Here is a 20,853-nt window from a genome sequence, read left to right on the forward strand (position 1 = left end):
ATGGAAATAGATTGTCAAAGCCGTGATGTATTCTACGTTTCGGATGGAACCGCGATTACATGTGAAACATTAGGTCACGTCGTTCTCGGCCAGTTTTCTTTTGTGCCGAACGAAAAGACCTTCCCGTTTGTCGAAACCGACGACAAACTGAGCGACCTCATCAAACAGATCGAGCACTCATTTCAGCGCAACGGCGTTCGCCCGTTGGTGTTCTTCTCCATCGTCATTCCTGAGTTTCGCACGCGTCTGCTGAATGCGCCCGCGCACTGCTACGACGTGCTGGAAAGCATTGTTCAGCGCGTCAAAGATGATATTCAGATGGAGCCGACGCCCAAACTGCAACGTTCGCGCAGTGTCGGCAAAGATTCCAACACCTACTTTGACCGTATCGCCGCGATTGAATACACCCTAGCGCACGATGATGGCATCTCCACCAAAGGCCTCGATCAGGCTGATGTGATTCTGCTTGGCGTGTCGCGCAGTGGCAAAACCCCAACCAGTTTGTACATGGCGATGCAGTTTGGCCTGCGCGTGGTGAACTATCCGTTTATTGCTGACGACATTCGCGCGCTCAAACTGCTGCCGGAATTTGAAATTCACCGTCACAAGCTGTTTGGCCTCACCATTGACCCGGAGCGCTTGACCGAAATCCGCGAAAACCGCTTATCGGGCAGTGACTATGCCAGCACCGAGCAGTGCCAGACGGAGCTCGCCACAGTCGAAGCGCTGTTTCGCCGCGAAGCGATTCCGTACATCAACACTTCATCGTTGTCGGTGGAAGAGATCTCCACCCGTATTCTCGAAAAAGCCGGGCTGAAACGGCGCTTATTCTGACGTTAACGCCCCATTTCAAGCCATCAACAGGGCGCCTCGGTTCCCTGTTTTTTCAGCGCTCTGTTTTTTCAGCGCTCAACCAAGTGGTATTCGGCAACCACTTTAATTAACCGGGCGCGCCACTTCATCCACCAGATACAGAATCGACTGGTACGGAATGCCGCTGTGATGCGACAGGCCAATTTCACACGTGCGGCTGTTACTAAAGCCGCGCGAACAGGCTGACGGCACTTGCTCTTTCAATGGATGTACCGCCGCCGCGTTCAGCTCTGGGGTGGTAAAGCCTTTGTCGCCCGCCCAACCGCAGCACTGAATGTGCTCTGGCACCACCACGTCGGTCACGCACGCCTGCGCCAGTTTGAGCATCTCGCTTTCCAGCCCCATGCGACGCGAACTACAGGTGATGTGCAGCATCACGGTTTCCTGTTTCGGCGTGATTGCCAGATGATCCAACAGATACTTACTGACAAAACCCGTTGGTTCGAGAATTTCCAGCGGTTTGGTGAACTGCTCCATGCTGCGTTTGGCGCACGGGCTGGTGTCCATCAGCACCGGATAGTCGCCGTGATGGCTCGCTTCCCATAGCGCTTCTTCCAGTTGCTGGGCTTTGCTTTGCGCCAGTTCGGTCATGCCTTTACTGTCGTAAGGCATGCCGCAGCATTGGCTGCTGAGTTCGCTCGGCAGAATCACCTCAAAGCCCGCTTTATTGAGCAGCGATAAAGTCACCTCGGTCAGTGGGCGCTGATCCTGCGCGTCGCTTTGCTGGCCCATATTGCGGCTGGCACACGACGGCAAATAGACCACTTTTTTCTCACGGCGCGGCAAATTCTCGGCGGCGAGTTCAAGTTGATGGGTGTTGGCCTGTGGCATTTCCGGCATCCACAGGGGCGTTTTGCCTTGGGTCAGATTGCGCAGGCCGTTGGTCAGGTTGCCGACGGTTTTCTCACCCAGCACCTTGGTTGCCAGTTGGTTCGCTTTCAGTCCGCTGCGCGCAATGGCGGTGGTGGTGGAGAAGTGCTCGGCCGTCCAGCGCGCAATCGGGGTGAATTTCTGATATTTAGCGGTGCGCAGTTTCTTCACCAGATCGCCGGTGTTGATGCCCACGGGGCAGCGCTCGGCACACAATCCGGTCGCGGCGCAGGTATCTAGCCCCTGATACTCGAACACTTGCTCAAGTTCGCTTGCCTGCACGTTTTCACCTGCGGCAATGCGGCGCTGCAATTCACGGAACAGCACAATGCGCTGACGCGGAGAGAGCGTTAAGGTGCGCGACGGACACACAGGCTCACAGAAGCCACACTCGATGCAGCGGTTGACCAAATCATCGGCTGCCGGCATCGGTTTGAGATTGCTGATGTGCGAATGGGGATCGGTGTTGATGATGACGCCCGGGTTGAGCAGGCCGCGCGGGTCAAACAGCGCTTTGATTTTCTGCATCAACGCGTAGCCGTCTTTGCCCCATTCCAGCTCTACATACGGCGCCATGTTGCGTCCGGTGCCGTGCTCCGCTTTCAGCGAGCCTTGATATTTCACCGCCACCAGTTCGGCAACATCGTCCATAAAGGCGCCGTAACGGTCGATCTCTTGCTGGCTATCAAAACCCTGCGTGAACACAAAGTGCAGGTTGCCTTCCAGCGCATGGCCGAAAATGATCGCTTCGCTGTAGGCGTATTTGTCGAACAGTGCCTGAAGGTCACGCACGCCAGCGGCGAGATCGTCAACCGGAAACGCCACGTCTTCAATGATAACGGTGGTGCCGACTTCGCGCACCGCGCCCACGGCCGGGAACATGCCTTTGCGAATGCCCCATAATGTTGCCACCATGCGGCTGTCGGTGGTAAAGGGCACGGATTCAAGAATGTGATAGTCGCTGAGCGCGCGCATGATCGCGTCGCACTGCGTATCCAGCGTGGCTTGATCGCTAGCGTGGGATTCAATCAGCAGCGCGGCTGCTTCGAGATCCAATGTGGCGATAAACGCAGGCATGCCTTTTTTATCGGCCACCGAGCGCATCGCGCGGCCATCCATCATTTCAACCGCCGCGACCGGTGATTTTGACAGCGTGGTCACGGCTTGACTGGCTTGTTCAATATCGGCAAACACCAACAGCGCCGACGCTTTGTGCGCGTGTTCAATGACGGTGTTGTAGGTGATCTCGGCGATAAAGCCGAGTGTGCCTTCTGAGCCGATCATCAGGTGCTCAAGCACCTCAATCGGATCGCTGAAATCGACCAGCGCATTGAGCGCGTAGCCGGTGGTGTTTTTCAGGCGGTATTTGTGACGAATGCGTTCGGTTAATGCTTGATTGGCGAGCGTTTCAGCGCACAGCGCTTCAAGGCCCGCGACCAGATGCGCTTTGTGCTGCTTGAAGTGTTCAACGCTGGCGGCGTCTTGGGTATCCAACACAAACCCGTCGGCGAAGACGATTTTCATACTGTCGACGGTGCGATAGGAGTTCTGCGCCGTCCCACAGCACATGCCGCTGGCGTTATTGGCCGCGATGCCGCCGATTTTACAGGTATTGATCGACGCCGGATCTGGGCCAATTTTGCGCTGAAATGGTGCCAGGTATTTATTGGCATCGGCGCCAATCACGCCCGGTTGGAGAAGAATTTTGTCGCCATTTTCGAGGATCTGGTGACCACGCCAATCGTCGGTCAGGGTGATCAGCACCGAATCGGACACCGCCTGACCCGACAGGCTGGTGCCTGCGGCGCGAAAGGTGAAGTGAATACCGAGTTCGCCGCAGCATTCAATGGCAAAAATCACTTCGTCGAGTGATTTCAAGCGCAGTACGATTTTGGGAACTAAACGATAAAAACTGGCGTCGGTGCCGTAGGCGAGGCGCTTGGCCTCCTGAGTCACGATACGTTCCGGGTCGATTTTTCTGCTCAGTTTCTGTTCTAATTGACGATAATGTTCGGCAGTAGGTGACTGATTCATCATAGCTTCCAGTGTCATGCTTTCAGTGTTAGGAAAGAAGGCTTCAAAATGGAATTTCGAAGCCTTCTTGGGGGTTATCCGTTGACCAGCGATTCACGCGACAGGTCTTGAATGGTTTTGGCGCCGGTCAGCGTCATGGCGACTCGCATCTCTTTTTCAAACAAGTCGAGCAGGTTTTCTACGCCGGCCTGTCCTTGGGCGGCCAGTGCGTAAACAAAGGCGCGGCCGAGGAGCGTGCAGTCGGCGCCCAGTGCCAGCATGCGCACCACATCGAGGCCCGTGCGGATGCCGGAGTCGACCAGAATCTTCAGGTCGCCTTTCACCGCATCCGCGATGTCTGGCAGCGCTCGTGCAGTCGACAGGACACCGTCGAGCTGACGGCCGCCGTGGTTCGAGACCACGATTCCATCAGCACCAAAACGTACCGCATCTTTGGCATCTTCGGTATCCAGAATGCCTTTGATCACCATCGGGCCGTCCCAGAAATCACGAATCCATTCCAGATCTTTCCATGAAATCGATGGGTCGAAGTTCGTGCCCAGCCAGCCGATGTAATCTTCCAGTTTGGTGGGTGTGCCGCGATAGGTGGAGATGTTGCCCAGATCGTGCGGTTTGCCCAGCAGACCCACATCCCACGCCCAGCTTGGGTGCGTCATGGCTTGCATCACGCGGCGCGCGGCCGCGTTCGGGCCACTCATGCCAGAATGCATGTCGCGATAGCGTGCGCCCGGCACTGGCATATCCACCGTAAACACCAACGTGGTCACGCCAGCGGCTTTAGCGCGTTCCAGTACGTTTTTCATAAAGCCGCGATCTTTGAGTACGTAGAGCTGAAACCACATCGGGCGGTCAATCGCCGGTGCCACTTCTTCAATCGGACACACCGAGACGGTAGAAAGCGTAAACGGAATGCCTTTGTTGCTGGCAGCGGTGGCGGCCTGCACTTCACCGCGGCGAGCGTACATGCCGGTCAGACCAACCGGTGCGAGGGCAATCGGCATCGCCAGCGATTCACCAAACAGTTCAGTCGACAGATCAAGCTGTGACATGTCGTTGAGCACACGTTGGCGCAGCGCGATGTCGGACAGGTCGTCGGTATTGCGGCGCAACGTATGTTCACTGTAGGAGCCGCCATCGATGTAGTGAAACAGAAACGGAGGCAGTTTGGCTTTCGCCGCAGCGCGGTAATCGGTGGATGCCGAAATAATCATAGATACATTCCTAATGTTAGCTCGTGCAGGTCAGATGCCTGCTTATGCCCGTGAACCGAAACGCTGCTGATGAAGGCTGACTGCGCAGCGTCAGGTTGGCGGGGTATCGTTGACTTAAACGTTCATTAACGCGTCGGTCATGTGGAAACCGTAGATCACGGCCAGACCAATTAATCCTGTTACTACAAGGTAGTAGAAAGTTGGAATGATGGTTTTGCGCAGTGTCGCACCTTCACGACCCAACAGGCCGACCGTGGCCGACGCCGCCACCACGTTGTGAATGGCAATCATGTTGCCGGCTGCCGCGCCTACCGCTTGCAGTGCGATGACGATGACACTCGATACGCCCAAGGTTTGCGCCACTTCAAATTGGAACTGACTGAACATCATGTTTGAAATGGTGTTGGAGCCTGCGATGAAGGCGCCCAAGGCCCCAACGGTTGCGCTCAGTGCGGGGAAGGCATCGCCCACCAATCCTGCGGCAAAGTTCGCAGTCGTCACCGGCATGCTTGCCAGATCCGACATATTCACCCCTGAGTTGATGAAGATACGCACCATGGGAATGGTGAACACCAACACGAAACCTGCGCCAATCAGGGTTTTGGTCGATTCGCCCAGCGCTTGCCCCATCGGTTTGAGACTGCGTGCTTGCAGCAAGACGGCCAGCAGGGCGGCGAAGACCAAAATCCCACCCGGCAAATAGAGCGGCGCAATCGAGGCGCTCACACCCACTTCGCCGAGAATGTTGTTGAACGCCAAATTCACGCTCAGCAGCAGGCCTTTGAAATCCGCACTCACGCGGCTCAGCACCAGAATGACCGCCAGCAGCACATACGGTAGCCACGCCAGCGCGAGGCCCATCGGTTTGCCTTTGATGTCATCGAGATCCATTTTTAGCGAGCCGAGCCATTCCGCTGGCCATTCGCTTTCTGGGCGGAAATCCCAGTTCTGTTTTGGCACCAAAAAGCCTTTTTTCGCTGCGGTGACCACAATCGTCAGGCCGAACAAACCACCTACCAGTGAGGGGAATTCAGGGCCCAGTAGCACGCCCGTCAGTGCGTAAGGAATGGTGAACGCGAGGCCGGCAAACAGCGCAAATGGCAGAATGCTCAAACCTTCGGTCCAGCTGCGGTTTTTACCAAAGAAACGGGTCAGCATCATCGCCATCAACACGGGCATCAAGGTGCCGACGCTGGCGTGGATGAGCGCCACACTGGCGGTGATCTGCTGCAGGTACGCGTCCCAGTTAGAGCCGTGCGCCACCAGCGCTTCGGTGATGTTGTGTGTATCCAGCCCTTTATTCACACCGACCAGAATCGGGGTGCCCACCGCGCCAAATGAAACTGGCGTGGACTGAATCATCATGCCCATCAGCACCGCTGCCAGCGCAGGAAAACCGATGGCAACCAGCAGAGGCGCTGCAATGGCTGCGGGCGTACCGAAACCGGAAGCGCCTTCGATGAATGAGCCAAAACACCAAGCGATGATGATGGCTTGAATGCGGCGGTCAGGTGAAATGTTGGTAAACCCATTGCGAATCACGGTAATCGCGCCGGTGTATTTCAGTGTGTTGAGCAGGAAAATCGCCCCAAACACGATCCACAGTACGGTGACGGTGATCCCCAATCCTTGCAGTACGGACGCCAACACGCGGTTGGCCGTCATGTCCCAAAATGTCAAAGCAATCGCCACGGTCAGCGCAAACGCGACCGGCATGGCTTTTTTCGCTGGCCAGTTCAGGCCAACCAGAAGAATGGCTGCCACCACAATCGGTGAAAACGCAACCAATGCTAATACAGTGTCGCTCATGGAATACTTCCTCGTCCTTGAACTCTCCATCCATCAATGATGGCTTAACACGTGATGTAGGATACGGGTTAAGACGTTAGAGCTCGGTGTTACAAATTTTTATAGTTGTGATGGGTTTGTTAATTCGGCGTGAATGTACCCCTTTATTTTTTTGCGATATAGGGAAATAATGAAAATAATTAGTTCCAAAATTGGCATAATCGAATGCGTGCAGACGACTTAATTCTGTTTTCTCAGGTGGTAGAGCTGGGCAGTTTTAGTAAGGTAGCTGAACAAAATAACCTTACGAATTCGGTAGTTAGTAAAAGAATCGCGCGATTGGAAGAGGAATTGGGCGTTCAGCTATTATATCGAACAACGCGTAAATTGACCCTGACCGAAGCGGGCAAGGCGTTGCTGGCGAGTGCGAAAAATGTGAAGCAAGCCACTCAGGAGGCGATGGATGCGGTGGCGGGGTTTGGCGAAAATGTCAGCGGCCACATTCGCATGTCGGTGCCCAGCATCTCGGGGGATTTGATTCTGGCGGATGCGGTGGCGGAATTTTGTAACCTGCATCCGGGGCTGACGGTGGAAATGTCGCTCGACAACCGCTTCGTTGACTTGGTGGAAGGCGGCTTTGATTTGGTGATCCGCACCGGTTATCTCGAAGATTCCAGCCTGATTGCGCGCCATATTCTCGATTCACAATGGGTGGTGTGCGCGTCGCCTTCTTACATTGCGCGTAACGGTAAACCGATAAAGCCGGAAGATTTGGTCAATCATAACTGCCTGCAATACGCCTACCAAACGACGGGGGCGACCGATTGGGAGTTCAAAAGCGCCAAAGGTAACTACATTGTGCGCGTGTCTGGCACCTTCACGACGGACAACGCCACGGCGCTGCGCAAAGCGGCACTGGGTGGTCACGGCATTGCTTACGTGCCGCGCTGCTTGGTGTATCACGATTTTCGCAATGGTGAGCTGGTGGACATTTTCCCGGAGCAAGTCGGCAAGAAACTCGGCATCTACGCGGTGTATCCGTTTACCCGCCAGCCGCCGAACAAAGTCCGTTTGCTGATTGAGCACATTCGCGCCCGTTACTTGGCCATTTCCCACTATTTCTGAGCTTTTTGTTCTCTTTTCGTGATTATCCGTTGCGATCGGTTCGTTGTGAGCGCTCGTTCCAGAAAAGAAAAATGCCGCATCCGTGCGGCATGTTCGATCGGCGGCCAAACCGATGTCACTGAGATTGACTCCGCCAGTATGGCAAGGGTCGATGACAGTTTGATTACGCGGCGACCCCCTCATCCACATCAAACGAGGCGGCAATCAATTTCTTGGTGTAGTCGTGCTGTGGACGATGGAAAATGTCTTCGGCGCTGCCTTGTTCCATCACTTCGCCTTTTTGCATCACCATCACGCGATCCGACAGCGCTTTCACCACGCTGAGGTCGTGGCTGATGAACAGAAAACCGATGTTGCGGCGCTGTTGAATGTCTTTGAGCAAGTCAATCACGGTGAGCTGCACTGAACGGTCGAGGGCCGAGGTCGGTTCGTCGAGCAAAATGAAGGACGGTTCGAGGATCAGCGCGCGTGCGATCGCAATCCGTTGACGCTGACCGCCAGAAAACTCGTGCGGGTAGCGGTTAATCGCGCTGGCATCCAGACGCACTTCTTCCAGTGCTTTGCGCGCCCGTTGCAGACGTTCCGCTTTGCTGATGTGCGGTTGATGCACCAGCAATCCTTCGGTGATGATTTCGCCAACCGTCATGCGCGGTGACAGCGACCCGTAAGGGTCCTGAAACACCATCTGAATGTCTTTTTTCAGCGCCAATCGCTGCACGTCGCTCAGCTTGCGATAGTCCATGCCTTTAAATTCAATCTCGCCTGTGGACGGCAATAGGCCGATCAGCGCGCGGCCCAGTGTCGATTTCCCGCTGCCGGACTCGCCGACAATGCCGAGCGTTTCACCCTGTTTGAGTTCGAGTGAAATGCCTTTCACCGCTTCAAAGTATTGATTCCGGCTGGCAATAAAATGCGGTTTGATGAGGAATTTGACCCGAATGTCGCTTGCTTTGAGCAGCGCGGGCGCATCCGCGCTCACCGGATCTTTGCTGCCTTTGGGAATGGCGTTAATCAGCATGCGGGTGTAGTCGTGCTTGGCGTTGGTAAACAGCTCTTGGGTATCACCTTCTTCGACCACATCGCCTTTACACATCACCAGTACGCGGTCGGCGACATAACGCACCACGCCCAAATCATGGGTAATGAACAAAATCGCCATGCCCATTTTGGCTTGAATTTCTTTGATGAGCTTGAGTACTTCGGCCTGCACCGTCACGTCCAGTGCAGTGGTCGGCTCGTCGGCAATCAGAATGTCGGGTTCGTTGATCAGCGCCATCGCAATCATGATGCGTTGCAATTGGCCGCCAGAAAATTCGTGCGGATACTTGCTGTACGCCTGCTGCGGATTGGGTAAATGCACCAGTTCAAATAGTTCCAACACGCGCTGTTTGGCCTGAGCCATCGACACGTTGCGGTGGCACCTCATCGCCTCTGCCACTTGAATGCCCACGCGCAGGTAAGGATTGAGCGAGGTCATCGGCTCTTGAAAAATCATCCCAATCCGATCGCCGCGAATGCGCTGCATGTGCGCTTCGCTTTTTTCCAACAGCTCTTCGCCTTCAAAGCGAATGCTGGATTGCGGATCGAGACGCGCGTTGTTGGGCAGCAGTTGCATCAATGCGTTGGTGGAGACTGACTTACCGCTCCCGGACTCGCCAACAATCGCCAGTGTTTCGCCGACATTCAGCTCAAAGTTGACGTTTTTGACCGCTTCAACCACGCCATCGTTGGTTTGAAAGCTGACCGACAGGTGTCGAACCTGCAACAGAGGGGAGTGTGACATTGTGCATCCTTATCAATTGATCACGGGCACGCGGCTTTGCAGCTCGCGATACGATTTTAGCTGGGTGAAATAGTGGTGCGCTTTTTCCACCTGTTCATATTCCAATTGCCACGACGCATTGCGCTGCGCGAGGCAGAACGCGCCAATGTGACGCAGCAAATCATGACTGTGTTTTTCCAGCACGGGAGAGACGGCGGCCACCAAATCCAACTCTTCAATCGACATGAATTGCAGCAACGCATAGGCTTGATTGAGCACCTCAAACGCGCGCTGATATTGCCCCATGTTGTTGAGAATTTCCGACTGTGCGACGGCGGCGTCGCGCAATCCGGCGATCAGGCAGCTCATTTGACACGGTTTGGTGTTTTCGTCGTGCGTCGCATGCTGAATGTGGTGCGGCAGATGATGCAGCACATCCTCAAACAGATAGTGAGCCTGTGGCCAATGGCCCTGTTCGAGCAATTTTCCCGCCTGAAGATAGGTGGTCCAACATTGTTGCAGATTCATCGTCCGCCTCCTGTGCAATGATGGAGATTATTTAAATGCAAATGACTATCAATTGCAAATGATTGTCATTTTTAAATTGAGGCGAGTGATTGGCGAGGAACGCTCGTTTGGCGGTGAAATTGATTGTTATTTGTTCGATTGAGCGCGAATCCAGTCTAAGTCACTAAAAAGTCAATGCTTTACATCTACACTTAGGCTACAAAACAAGAAGTATAAACACCGAAGGAGGGGAGTATGACGATTCAACAATTGAACGCAGCGCAGCTCTACCACGTCGCAGAGCTTGAGCAACTGCCGTGTAAGTCGACCAAAGAATTGGCTCCCATTGATGAAATCGTTGGCCAGGAACGCGCGCAAAAAGCGGTCGAGTTCGCCATGTCCATCAAGGAAAAAGGTTACAACATTTACGCCATCGGGCGGAATGGCTTGGGGAAACGCACCATGATTTTGCGTTACCTCAGTCGTCACAAACACGGCCCCATCGATTTGTTCGATTGGTGCTATGTGGCGAATTTTGATGACATTCGTGTGCCACGCGTGCTGAAGCTGCCGTGTGGCGTCGGGCAAGCGTTCCGTCAGGACATTGAAAAACTGATGGTCAAATTGATGAACGCGATTCCACTGGCGTTTGACAATGAGCTCTACTTCTCTCGCGCTGAAAAGCTGAAAAATCAACTGGCTCAAAAACAGCAAGATGAGCTGGAAGAGATTACCCGCAAAGCCAAAGAGCGCAGCATCAGCCTGACGATCACCACCCAAGGCGATTACCAGTTTGTTGCCATGAACGGGGAAGAACTGCACACCGAAGAAACCTTTGATGCACTGAGCAAAAAAGAGCAAGAGCAGTTCAGCCAAACCATCGATGAGTTGGAAGTGGCACTGCGCAATATGGTGCGTCAGTTGACGGAGTGGGAAGAGTCATACAGCGAAAAGATTAAAAAGCTGAATGACGACGTGACGCTGGATGTGATCGGCCACTTTATCAAACAGTTAAAGCAGGATTACTCCAAGTACGCGGAGGTCAAAACCTATCTGACCGATCTGCAAAAAGACATCGTCGAAAACGTCGAAATCTTTTTGGATGAAACCGGTGAGCAAGGTGAATTGGCCAGTGCGGCGTTGGATAAAAAGCTGCCACGCCGTTACAAAGTGAACGTACTGGTGAGTCGCACCAAAGAAGATTTTCCGATTGTGGTGGAAGAGAACCCGAACTACCACTCGCTGTTTGGTTACATCGAAACCGCCACTTACAAAGGTACCGTGTTTACGGATTTCTCACTGATTCGTGCCGGTAGTTTGCACAAAGCCAACGGCGGCGTGCTGCTGATGGACGCGGTCAAAGTGCTGGAACAACCCTATGTGTGGGATGGCCTGAAACGCGCCCTGCGTTCGCGCCAGCTCAGCTTCACTTCGTTGGAAAAAGAAGTGACGTTGACGGGCACCGTGTCGCTCGACCCAGAACCGATCCCACTTGATGTGAAAATCATCCTGTTTGGCGATTACCGCACCTACGAGCTGCTGACGCATTACGATCCAGAGTTTGGGGAGCTGTTCCGCGTGACCGCCGATTTCGAAGATGAAATGAAGCGTACACCAGATACCGAGCTGCATTACGCGCGCTTTATCTCCAGCATTGTGCACGACAACAGCATGTTGCATTGTGACCGCAAAGCGATCGCGCGCATCATCGAACACAGCTCACGCATCACTGGCGATCAGAACAAGCTGTCACTGCACTCGGCGCACATCGCCAACTTGCTGCGCGAATCCAACTACGTGGCGCGTCAGGCGAATTCCAACATGATTCGTCAGAACCACGTCGATGAAGCGTTGCAGAATCAAGAAATGCGCGTCAATCGCCTGCAAGAAGGCGTGATGGAAAGCTTCGTCAACGGCACCACGTTGATGGAAACCGAAGGCATGGCGATTGGTCAAGTGAACGCATTGTCGGTACTGGCGACCAGCGATCACGCTTTTGGGGTGCCCAACCGAATCACTGCCACCACATCGTACGGCGACGGTGACATCATCGATATCGAACGCAGCGTGGATCTGGGCGGCAGCATTCACTCCAAAGGGGTGATGATCCTGTCGGCGTATCTGAGTTCAGTGTTTGGTCGCACCGCACGCGTGCCTCTGACCACGACCATCACGTTTGAGCAATCGTACGGCGGCGTGGACGGCGACAGTGCCAGCATGGCTGAATTCTGCGCCATTGTGTCGGCATTCTCCAAACAGCCTAACCGCCAAGACATCGCCATCACTGGCTCCATGAACCAGTTTGGCGAATCTCAGCCGATCGGCGGGGTGAACGAGAAGATTGAAGGCTTCTTCGATGTGTGTGGCATCAAAGGTCGCCACAATACCCAAGGGGTGATCATTCCGCGCTCCAACCGCCACAACTTGATGCTGCGGGCGGATGTGGTGAAAGCGGTGGAAAAAGGAGAGTTCCACATTTGGACGATTGATCATGTCACCGAAGCGATTGAAATCCTGACCGGTAAATCGGCAGGGGTGGCAACGGATGACGGCAGCTACCCAGTCGATACCATCTTTGGGTTGGCGCAAGCGAAACTGAACGCACTGCGCAAGTAAACGGATGATTGCCATCACCTGCTGAAACGGCCACCCCAAGGGGTGGCCTTTTTTTATACATTCTTTCATAAATTGTCACGATTGTTTCATCATTGTCAGCGTTGTCATAGGCCAAACGTTTACCTTGTTAACAGTATGATTCGTGTGCAAATTAATACTGGACATGAATATCATCTTTGCCTACTCTCCGCGCCGAATACACTCTTTTGGGCGAACGCCCGCTGCATGGACGCATACTTTTTATTGTGAGGTTGTACCATGCAGGTTTCATTGAAAAACATATCAATACGCGTTCAGATTTTATTACCCGTGGCTTTTCTCACGGTGGTGTTGCTCATCGCACTCTGGATCACCAAATCGAACTTGGTTCAAGAACAAGAATCCGTCGAGGCGAACACGCAGACCTTAGTGCAGTACAAAGACACGCTGGCGCAAGTGGATGACACCATTTACCCGCTGCGCATTAGTGCGGTGTATGCGATTTACGACCCCGCTCGTCGTGACGTGTTTCTGCAAGAGCTCACCAGCGGCTTGAAAACGGTAGACGACACCCTGGAAGCGATGCAAAAACAAAAGCTATATGATGAAGAAATTGAACGCGTGCAGCAGCGTATCGTCGATTATGTAGAAATGTCGCAGCGTGCGGTGGCGTTTTTTACCCGTCGTGATGCTGGTTTAGTCAGCGAACAGGAGTACCGCCAATTCATCGCAGAATACCGCGTGGTGGGAAACCGCATGGTGGAAGCCATTAATAACTTGTCACAAAAGGTCAATCACTACGCGACTCAATCCATGCAACAAAGCGCGAAAGACAGTGATGTCGTCATGCAAAACGCGATGTGGAGTGTGTTGTCGGTCTTGGTGGTGTCGCTGGGCGCCGCTTGGTTGCTGTCGGGAGCGATTGTGGCACCGATTCAGCGTTTGCAAACGGTGATGCGCAAACTGGCGCAAGGCGATTTGTCGGTGCGTGCTGATGCGAGCGGCAACAACGAAATTGCGCGTTTAAACAAAGACGTCAACCAAACCGCAGCGCAGTTGCATGCCACGGTCGATCAACTGACGCGCATCAGTGAAGACGTGGCCTCGGCGGCGACGGAACTGGCGGCTGTCATGACGCAGGCCGAAAGCAACGCGCAGCAAGAGCTGATGGAAATCGAGCAAGTGGCTTCGGCGGTGAACGAACTGGCGAGCACCGCCAACAACGTCAGCGACAACGCGACCTCTGCCGATGCAACGGCGCGCGAAGCGGATGGCTTGGCGCAATCGGGCTTGTCGATCTTTTTGGAAAGTGGTCAAGCCAGCGAGCAGATGTCGGTGGCACTTAACGATGCGGCGCAAGTGGTGCAGCGTTTGAAAGAGCAGTCGGAACAAATCAGCAACGTGATTGAAGTGATTCGCGGCGTGTCTGACCAAACCAACCTGTTGGCGCTCAATGCGGCAATCGAAGCGGCGCGCGCAGGCGAATCTGGCCGTGGATTTGCGGTGGTCGCCGATGAAGTGCGCATGCTGGCCGCGCGCACGCAGGCATCGACGGAAGAGATTCAAGCCATCATTGAGGAACTGCAAGGTCAATCGGTGCTCGCCAACGAAAGCATGCAAACCAGCTTGGCGATGCTCAATCGTAACAATGAACTGGCGCTGCGAGCCAACGATGCACTGGTTGGCATTACTGAATCTGTCTCGGCCATCAATGACACCAACGCGCAAGTGGCCACTGCTGCTGAAGAACAATCGCAAGTGACGCAAGACATCAACCGCAACGTGGTCAATATGTCGGAGCTGGTGCAGCAAAATGTCACCGGGATCAGCCAGAGTGCCAGCGCGAGTACCGAGCTGTCCCGTTTGGCCGAAAAGCAAAAAGAGCAGCTTTCCTTCTTTACACTGTAAATATTCTGGAAATCAACAAGCGAAGCCGTGCAATACCTTGTATTGTGCGGCTTTTTATTTGCACCGAAGAGGATCTAACTAGCTGTATCAATTAGGTTTTATGAACCATTCTTCTTATTCCGTTTTGTTATTAATTCAATGTCACATATCACTATCTTTCTTTACATTTCCTCACTATATTGGCGATAAAACAGCGAAAAGTGTGACAATTGTCGCGCAAAAATAACGTCAGTGGGATCGAGGAGAATGCATGGAAAAACCAGAGAGTTTGTTTGAGTGGCAGAGGATACAACGCTTTAATTTTTCAGTCTGGACCGTCTTGGCCGGCACCCTGTTTGCGCGCACCAGTTTTTTTATGGCGTGGCCGTTTTTGATTGTGTTTCTCTATCAGGATTATGGTGCGACGGCGGTGGAAGTGGGCACCATGCTTGCCAGTTCAGCCGTCGTCGGTGCGATCACCGGGCTTTATTCCGGTTATCTGTCGGATAAGTTTGGTCGCAAATGGGTGATGGTGGCGGGGGCGTTGATTGCTTCTTTGGCCTATACCGGCATCGGTGTCGCGAATCAGATTTGGCACTTTTACGTCTTGGTGATTTTGGCCGGTTTGATGCGGCCGATGATTGAGGCACCAGCAAAAGCGGTGCTGGGCGATAACCTGAGTAACCTCAAAGATCGCGAATTGGCGATGAATGTGCGTTACTTCCTGCTCAACCTTGGCGGCGCGATTGGCCCGCTGATTGGGATCACGCTGGGCCTAGCCCACCCGCAGGTGCTGTTTATCGCCACGGGGATTACCTACCTGATTTACGCGGTGTGGCTACTGATGGCGATTGAACGCAAAGGTCACCATGTCAAACCCGATTCCTCGCTGTTGCCGAACTTTGGCCGCACGCTGCGCGTGATTGGCAAAGACAGCATTTTCGTCAAAATGATGATTGCCAACTTCATCATGATGTTTGTCTACGCGCAGATGGAGTCGTCCATTCCGCAGGTGATCGTACGCTCCAGCGTGTCCGATGCCGCGCAATTGGTCGCCAGTTTGGTGTTGGTGAATACGCTGACCATCATCATCTTTCAGTTCCCAACCCTCAAGTGGCTGGAACATGTGCCGCTGTTTGTGCGCACGCGTATCGGCATGGTGCTGATGATGTTGGCTCAGGTCGGCTTTTTGCTGACACCGTCTGACTGGCCGTATGGCTGGTACATTGCCGGATTTGTGCTGAGCATGGGTGAAGTGATTGCGTTTCCGACCCTCAATGTGCAAATCGACCGCATGGCGCCCGCGCATCTGCGGGGTTCCTATTTTGGTGCTGCTGCGCTGTATTCGCTGGGCTTTGCCATTGCACCGCTGATTGGCGGTGTGGTGATTGAATCGCTCAATCCGAATTGGTTATTTGGCGTGTGCATTGGCTTGTGTTTGGTGATGATCTGGCTCTACTGGCTGGCCGAACATCAAGACGATCCCGTGCAGCGCGACGTGGCGGTGCAAAACTAACCGCAAATTACTCGATAAAAAACCGCCACGTGGGCGGTTTTTTTGTCGGTGGACGCGCGGGATTAAGGCTGCACCGATGGCTCCGGCACATCACCGGCGCTGGCTGGATCGATAATCAAGGTGCGGGTTGGGAACGCGACATCTGCGCCATTGTTTTGAATGATGGTCATGATTTGCAACAGCACATCTTGCTTCACTTCGTGGTAACGAATCCAGTTCACGGTTTTGGTGAAGGTATAGATGAAGAAATCCAGTGACGATGGCCCAAACGCGTTAAAGTTCACGATCAGGGTTTGATGTGCATCGATGTCTGGGTGATTTTTCAACATCTCGCGTACTTCGTTGATCACGGTTTCCATCTTATTTGCATCTTGATAACGCAGGCCAATGGTTTCGTGAATGCGGCGGTTTTGCATGCGCGATGGGTTTTCTACCACGATGTTACTGAATACCGAGTTCGGGACATACAGCGGGCGTTTATCAAACGTTCGAATGATGGTCATGCGCCAGCCGATGCGTTCAACGGTGCCTTCAATCTGGCGATCCGGTGAACGAATCCAATCACCGACTTTAAACGGGCGATCGAAGTAGATCATCAAGCCACCAAAGAAGTTCGACAGCAGATCTTTGGCGGCCAAACCGACCACCAGACCACCGACCCCACCAAAGGTCAGCAACCCTTTTAAACTGAGTCCGAATGCCTGCATCACCGACAAAATTGCGGTGATGATGATCAACATGCGTGTCACTTTGGAGACGGCCTGCACGGTGGTCTCATCGCGTTTGCGCTGCCTGAGGATGTAGTGCTCAATTTCACCCACCAGGCGCAGCAGAATCCACACGAAGATGGCAATCAACATCAATTTCTTGGTGTTTTGCAGCCAGTTAAATTTGGTTTGGAAGTGATCATCGAGCAGCAAGCCCAGAGAAATGGTGCCCGGCCAACACCAGATCAAGGTACTGATGGGCGTTTTGAGGGCGTGCAGGACCACGTCATCCCAATGGAATGAGGTCTTTTCGGTCAGGTTAAACAAATAGCGGTAAGCCAGTCGCCATACGCCCCAAGCCACAAAGCTGGCAAGGGTGATAAACAGCACACTGTTGTCCCAGTCTTTTAAATAAGGCGATGCCTGAAAGCGAAGAATTAAATCGTCAATGCTCATCGGATGGTTGCACTATTCAGTCGGTGAATTTTGTTGCCCAAACTACCAGAAAATGCAGGGATTCTCTATAGATGGCGTCACTGTGACGTTTCCATCCCATACGCGTTTGGTATATAAAATGGAGAGCACATGATTTGCACACGCAGCGCTTGAACGCTGCAAGGCTCAGTATTGTTATTGTCAGTAGGGTAATAAAGGCAACGTAATGAAAATTCGTGATAAGCAGTTCGCAGTCATTGGTTTAGGTCGTTTTGGTTTGTCCGTGTGTCAGGAGTTGACGGAAGCGGGGGCGCAAGTGCTCGCGGTGGATGTCGATGAAGAGAAAGTCAAAGCGGCGATGAACTACGCCACGCAAGCGATTGTGGCCAACTGCACCATTGAAGAAACGGTGTTTGAGCTGAAACTGAAAGATTACGACATGGTGATGGTCGCGATTGGCGAAGACATCAACTCATCGATTCTCGCCACTTTGGTGGTGAAAGAGTCGGGCGCGAAATCGGTGTGGGTGAAGGCCAACGATAAGTTCCACGTCAAGATTCTGCACAAGGTCGGCGCCGACCACGTCATCATGCCGGAACGGGACATGGGGATTCGCGTGGCGCGTAAAATGCTCGATCGCCGCGTGCTGGAATTCATTGAACTGGGTAGCGGCTTGGCGTTAACGGAAGTGGTGATCGGCTCGCGCATGATGGGTAAACAAATTGCCGAAATGCCCATTTGTCAGGAAGCGGGCGTGCAAGTGCTGGGCTTTAAACGTGGCCCGGAAGTCACCAAAGCACCGTCGCTTGATACCGTGCTTGAAATTGGTGATATGTTGATTGTTGTCGGCCCGCAACAAACGCTGACTAAGCAGTTGAAAACCTTATGAACCCGCTTGAACGCAGCGGTATTTTCTACGCGCTGGATAAAGACAAAAACAGCAACAACGGTTCAGAACCCAAGATCATTCTGGTCAGCTTTTTGTCGGTGTTGCTGCCGGCGGCTGTGCTGCTGACCCTGCCCGTATTTTCAAAATCCGGACTCAGCTTTACCGATGCCTTATTTACCGCAACCTCTGCCATCAGTGTGACGGGCTTGGGCGTGGTCGACACTGGCACCCATTTCACCATTCACGGTCAGATTTTGTTGCTGCTGTTGATGCAAATCGGTGGCCTTGGCCAAATGACCTTGTCGGCGGTGCTGCTCTACATGTTTGGGGTGCGTTTGAGCCTCAAACAACAAGCGATCGCCAAAGATGCTTTGGGGCAAGACCGCGCGGTCAACCTGCAAAAGTTGGTCAAACGCATCATCATTTTTGCGCTGATTGCCGAAGGCATCGGCTGGGCGATTCTGTCGTTTCGGTGGGTACCGGAATTGGGCTGGTCGCAGGGGCTGTTTAGTGCACTGTTCCATGCGGTTTCTGCATTCAATAACGCGGGCTTCTCGTTGTTCTCTGACAGCATGATCAGCTATGCCGATGATCCAACCATTCTGTTGACCCTCGCCGGGCTATTTATCTTCGGCGGCCTCGGTTTTACGGTGGTGGGTGATGTGTGGGCACATTGGCGCTCGGGCTGGCGCTATTTCAGCTTGCATACCAAGTTGATGTTGGTGGCGACGCCGGTGCTGTTGCTGATCGGCACCTTGTTCTTCTGGTGCTTAGAACACAATAATCCGCACACCATGCAACCTTTGCCGCTGTGGCAGCAATGGTTGTCGGCTTTCTTCCAATCGGCCACAGCGCGAACGGCTGGGTTTAACAGCATCGACATTGCGCAGATGAGCCAACCGGCGCTGCTGATCATGATTATTCTGATGCTGATTGGTGCGGGTTCGACATCAACCGGGGGCGGGATCAAAGTCTCGACGTTTACCGTGGCGTTTTTGGCGACTTGGACCTTCTTGCGTCAGAAGAAACACGTGGTGATGTTTAAGCGCACCATCAACTGGCCGACCGTCACTAAAGCGCTGGCGATTATCGTGGTCAGTGGCGCGCTGTTGACCATCGCGATGTTCCTGTTGATGTTGACGGAACAAGCCAGTTTTGAAGCGGTGCTGTTTGAAACCATTTCGGCGTTTGCTACCGTGGGACTGACGGCGGGCCTTAGCGCGCAGCTGTCAGAGCCGGGTAAATACATCATGATTGTGGTGATGATCATTGGACGGATTGGGCCGCTGACCTTGGCGTACATGTTGGCAAGGCCACAAGCGACGCTGCTGAAATATCCGGAAGATAATGTGCTGACGGGCTAAATCTGAGGCGCTTCGTCTCAATCGTTGAAATGCGCTGAGAGTGCCGCTCGGCGCGTTTGCCCGGCGTTGCCCTCGCTGTCGGTGATGGTGTCTTCATAGCCCTGTTTGACAAAGCGTTGAATGGGGCTGCTGGGCTCGATGCGTTTCAGTTGCGGCGATTTCATGGTGCCGGTGACTTGGTAAATGGTGATGCCCAGGCCGGTCTCGACTTCGATATTTTTGCCGTTGTAATCAAAATTAGTGCTCACCAAGCGGTTGTTGCGAAACACGCCGCGTTCATCGAACGTCAGCACTTCGGTCTGGTAGCTGGGCGCGCCAATTTCAATCCATGAACCATGCACATGTTTGGGGTCGACGTAATCCTTGTAGCTGAACAGGAGCAGCGCGCCAAAGCCACAGGCGAGTAGCGTTAAACCGCTCCAAAACACGGTCTTGAATACGGTCTCTTTCGAGACGATGGGCGGTCGGGTGCTGTCGGCATCCGTTCGCGTTCGTTTCTTCCCTGTCGCCACCTTGGTTTACTCCTGTTCCCGGCTCTCCTCCTGTCGATGGGGAGGTTGAATTGAAAGCATCGTCCCGTGCACGTACATCGTTTGGGCGGGGTGCCCCGAATCAATGTTCAGCCGGGGAATCACGTTAAGCCACATGCGCTGCTCTGCCGAAAAATTATCGCAAAATAAGCGTGAAATAGCTTGGCGTCGGCGCAAACAGAACGCAATTCGTGGTCAGCAAAGTATGATCTTGCTTCAAGAATTGAGCTTTCTATCAATGGATGCCTCGGGTGATGTCCGTGCCACAAAATATAGGTCAAGATGGCGCGTGACGCCCTCAATGAAAAGAGTCAAAGAAAGCGGCAGCTAAACCTTGTGTCGACGACGTTCTTGAGTTAAAAACAGAGCATCCGTGCGCTGGCTGCGCACGGCATGCATTCAATTCAACAAGGAAGAACAATGATTAAAGAGAACAGCTATTTCGAAGGCAACGTGAAGTCTTTGGGTTTTCAGCAGAATAATAATGACATCACGGTTGGCGTGATGGCGCCGGGTGAATACACCTTCGGTACGGGCGCAGCAGAGCGCATGACGGTCGTGAAAGGCGCGCTCACCATCAAACGTACAACAGACGCCGATTGGGTGACGTTCAACTCAGGCGAAGCATTTGAAGTGGAAGGCAACTCGTCGTTTGATCTCCAAGTGGCGGTCTCGACCGCGTACTTGTGCGAATATCTTTAAGTATTGCGTTGGCGCTTCGTCGACGGATGAATGAAAAGGTCACACGCAGGTGTGGCCT

Annotated in this window: 15 protein-coding genes and 1 pseudogene; 9 read left to right on the forward strand and 7 right to left on the reverse strand. The window is 53.4% G+C overall.

Translation table 11 applies throughout. The features are described 5' to 3' along the window. Nucleotides 1–834, forward strand: coding sequence for a pyruvate, water dikinase regulatory protein (locus tag ACF8PK_RS11755; protein ID WP_014257746.1), 834 nt, complete (start codon nucleotides 1–3; stop codon nucleotides 832–834). A 102-nt stretch (nucleotides 835–936) separates the two neighbouring features. On the opposite strand, the gene ACF8PK_RS11760 is transcribed toward ACF8PK_RS11755, so the two are convergent. The 3 genes from ACF8PK_RS11760 to ACF8PK_RS11770 form a co-directional block, all read right to left on the reverse strand. Continuing rightward, nucleotides 937–3,777 (reverse strand): FAD-binding and (Fe-S)-binding domain-containing protein, encoded by a 2,841-nt coding sequence (locus ACF8PK_RS11760; RefSeq protein WP_392441452.1) that lies wholly within the window; start codon nucleotides 3,775–3,777, stop codon nucleotides 937–939. A 74-nt stretch (nucleotides 3,778–3,851) separates the two neighbouring features. Then, on the reverse strand, nucleotides 3,852–4,988 hold the full coding sequence (lldD, locus tag ACF8PK_RS11765; RefSeq protein WP_004727548.1) for an FMN-dependent L-lactate dehydrogenase LldD: 1,137 nt from the start codon (nucleotides 4,986–4,988) through the stop codon (nucleotides 3,852–3,854). Nucleotides 4,989–5,102: 114 nt separating this feature from the next. Then, nucleotides 5,103–6,755, reverse strand: coding sequence for an L-lactate permease (locus tag ACF8PK_RS11770; RefSeq protein ID WP_392441454.1), 1,653 nt, complete (start codon nucleotides 6,753–6,755; stop codon nucleotides 5,103–5,105). A 1-nt stretch (nucleotide 6,756) separates the two neighbouring features. On the opposite strand from ACF8PK_RS11770, the pseudogene ACF8PK_RS11775 reads away from it, so the two are divergent. Together ACF8PK_RS11775 and ACF8PK_RS11780 are read left to right on the forward strand one after the other, a co-directional pair. Then, nucleotides 6,757–6,834 (forward strand): annotated as a pseudogene (locus tag ACF8PK_RS11775) (deoxyribodipyrimidine photolyase); the annotation flags it as partial. Between the two features lie 167 nt (nucleotides 6,835–7,001). Further along, a complete protein-coding gene (locus ACF8PK_RS11780) occupies nucleotides 7,002–7,901 on the forward strand; it encodes a LysR family transcriptional regulator (protein WP_392441456.1) in 900 nt (299 codons plus the stop codon). A gap of 163 nt (nucleotides 7,902–8,064) precedes the next feature. Here ACF8PK_RS11780 and ACF8PK_RS11785 read toward each other — a convergent pair whose 3' ends face one another. Continuing rightward, nucleotides 8,065–9,684: an ABC transporter ATP-binding protein gene (locus tag ACF8PK_RS11785; protein ID WP_158108933.1), complete on the reverse strand. Its 1,620-nt coding sequence runs from the start codon at nucleotides 9,682–9,684 to the stop codon at nucleotides 8,065–8,067. A 12-nt stretch (nucleotides 9,685–9,696) separates the two neighbouring features. After that, nucleotides 9,697–10,191 carry a hypothetical protein gene (locus tag ACF8PK_RS11790; protein WP_238773505.1) on the reverse strand — a complete coding sequence of 165 codons (495 nt, stop codon included), beginning with the start codon at nucleotides 10,189–10,191 and terminating at the stop codon, nucleotides 9,697–9,699. 234 nt (nucleotides 10,192–10,425) lie between these two features. On the opposite strand from ACF8PK_RS11790, the gene ACF8PK_RS11795 reads away from it, so the two are divergent. The 3 genes from ACF8PK_RS11795 (at nucleotide 10,426) to ACF8PK_RS11805 (ending at nucleotide 16,168) form a co-directional block, all read left to right on the forward strand. Then, the gene (locus ACF8PK_RS11795; protein WP_004727553.1) at nucleotides 10,426–12,786 is read left to right on the forward strand and encodes a Lon protease family protein; all 2,361 of its coding nucleotides are present in this window, start codon (nucleotides 10,426–10,428) and stop codon (nucleotides 12,784–12,786) included. Nucleotides 12,787–13,044: 258 nt separating this feature from the next. Then, complete coding sequence (locus ACF8PK_RS11800; protein WP_041943240.1) at nucleotides 13,045–14,673, forward strand: methyl-accepting chemotaxis protein; 1,629 nt, start codon at nucleotides 13,045–13,047, stop codon at nucleotides 14,671–14,673. A gap of 250 nt (nucleotides 14,674–14,923) precedes the next feature. Continuing rightward, a complete protein-coding gene (locus ACF8PK_RS11805) occupies nucleotides 14,924–16,168 on the forward strand; it encodes an MDR family MFS transporter (protein WP_392441460.1) in 1,245 nt (414 codons plus the stop codon). Between the two features lie 62 nt (nucleotides 16,169–16,230). On the opposite strand, the gene ACF8PK_RS11810 is transcribed toward ACF8PK_RS11805, so the two are convergent. Next, nucleotides 16,231–17,331, reverse strand: coding sequence for a mechanosensitive ion channel family protein (locus ACF8PK_RS11810; RefSeq protein ID WP_392441462.1), 1,101 nt, complete (start codon nucleotides 17,329–17,331; stop codon nucleotides 16,231–16,233). A gap of 205 nt (nucleotides 17,332–17,536) precedes the next feature. Here ACF8PK_RS11810 and ACF8PK_RS11815 point away from each other — a divergent pair, with 205 nt between their 5' ends. Continuing rightward, on the forward strand, nucleotides 17,537–18,199 hold the full coding sequence (locus ACF8PK_RS11815) for a TrkA family potassium uptake protein (RefSeq protein ID WP_004727557.1): 663 nt from the start codon (nucleotides 17,537–17,539) through the stop codon (nucleotides 18,197–18,199). Further along, complete coding sequence (locus ACF8PK_RS11820) at nucleotides 18,196–19,563, forward strand: TrkH family potassium uptake protein (protein ID WP_275724789.1); 1,368 nt, start codon at nucleotides 18,196–18,198, stop codon at nucleotides 19,561–19,563. The genes ACF8PK_RS11815 and ACF8PK_RS11820 overlap by 4 nt, the downstream gene beginning before the upstream one ends. Before the next feature lie 17 nt (nucleotides 19,564–19,580). Here ACF8PK_RS11820 and ACF8PK_RS11825 read toward each other — a convergent pair whose 3' ends face one another. Continuing rightward, a complete protein-coding gene (locus ACF8PK_RS11825) occupies nucleotides 19,581–20,075 on the reverse strand; it encodes a DUF2850 domain-containing protein (RefSeq protein WP_014257738.1) in 495 nt (164 codons plus the stop codon). A gap of 438 nt (nucleotides 20,076–20,513) precedes the next feature. Between ACF8PK_RS11825 and ACF8PK_RS11830 the strand changes: the two genes are divergently transcribed. Further along, a complete protein-coding gene (locus tag ACF8PK_RS11830; protein ID WP_004727560.1) occupies nucleotides 20,514–20,795 on the forward strand; it encodes a pyrimidine/purine nucleoside phosphorylase in 282 nt (93 codons plus the stop codon). The last annotated feature ends 58 nt before the right edge of the window (nucleotides 20,796–20,853 follow it).

It is taken from the genome of Vibrio sp. CJQ_6 (assembly GCF_043106745.1).
Lineage (GTDB): Bacteria > Pseudomonadota > Gammaproteobacteria > Enterobacterales > Vibrionaceae > Vibrio > Vibrio furnissii.

Bases quoted from the DNA above. Each gene is read 5' to 3' on its own strand.
- ACF8PK_RS11810 (WP_392441462.1), bottom strand. From the start codon at position 17,331: ATGAGCATTGACGATTTAATTCTTCGCTTTCAGGCATCGCCTTATTTA.
- ACF8PK_RS11780 (WP_392441456.1), top strand. From the start codon at position 7,002: ATGCGTGCAGACGACTTAATTCTGTTTTCTCAGGTGGTAGAGCTGGGC.
- ACF8PK_RS11755 (WP_014257746.1), top strand. From the start codon at position 1: ATGGAAATAGATTGTCAAAGCCGTGATGTATTCTACGTTTCGGATGGA.
- ACF8PK_RS11790 (WP_238773505.1), bottom strand. From the start codon at position 10,191: ATGAATCTGCAACAATGTTGGACCACCTATCTTCAGGCGGGAAAATTG.
- ACF8PK_RS11795 (WP_004727553.1), top strand. From the start codon at position 10,426: ATGACGATTCAACAATTGAACGCAGCGCAGCTCTACCACGTCGCAGAG.
- ACF8PK_RS11830 (WP_004727560.1), top strand. From the start codon at position 20,514: ATGATTAAAGAGAACAGCTATTTCGAAGGCAACGTGAAGTCTTTGGGT.
- lldD (WP_004727548.1), bottom strand. From the start codon at position 4,988: ATGATTATTTCGGCATCCACCGATTACCGCGCTGCGGCGAAAGCCAAA.
- ACF8PK_RS11785 (WP_158108933.1), bottom strand. From the start codon at position 9,684: ATGTCACACTCCCCTCTGTTGCAGGTTCGACACCTGTCGGTCAGCTTT.
- ACF8PK_RS11805 (WP_392441460.1), top strand. From the start codon at position 14,924: ATGGAAAAACCAGAGAGTTTGTTTGAGTGGCAGAGGATACAACGCTTT.
- ACF8PK_RS11820 (WP_275724789.1), top strand. From the start codon at position 18,196: ATGAACCCGCTTGAACGCAGCGGTATTTTCTACGCGCTGGATAAAGAC.
- ACF8PK_RS11760 (WP_392441452.1), bottom strand. From the start codon at position 3,777: ATGAATCAGTCACCTACTGCCGAACATTATCGTCAATTAGAACAGAAA.
- ACF8PK_RS11815 (WP_004727557.1), top strand. From the start codon at position 17,537: ATGAAAATTCGTGATAAGCAGTTCGCAGTCATTGGTTTAGGTCGTTTT.
- ACF8PK_RS11800 (WP_041943240.1), top strand. From the start codon at position 13,045: ATGCAGGTTTCATTGAAAAACATATCAATACGCGTTCAGATTTTATTA.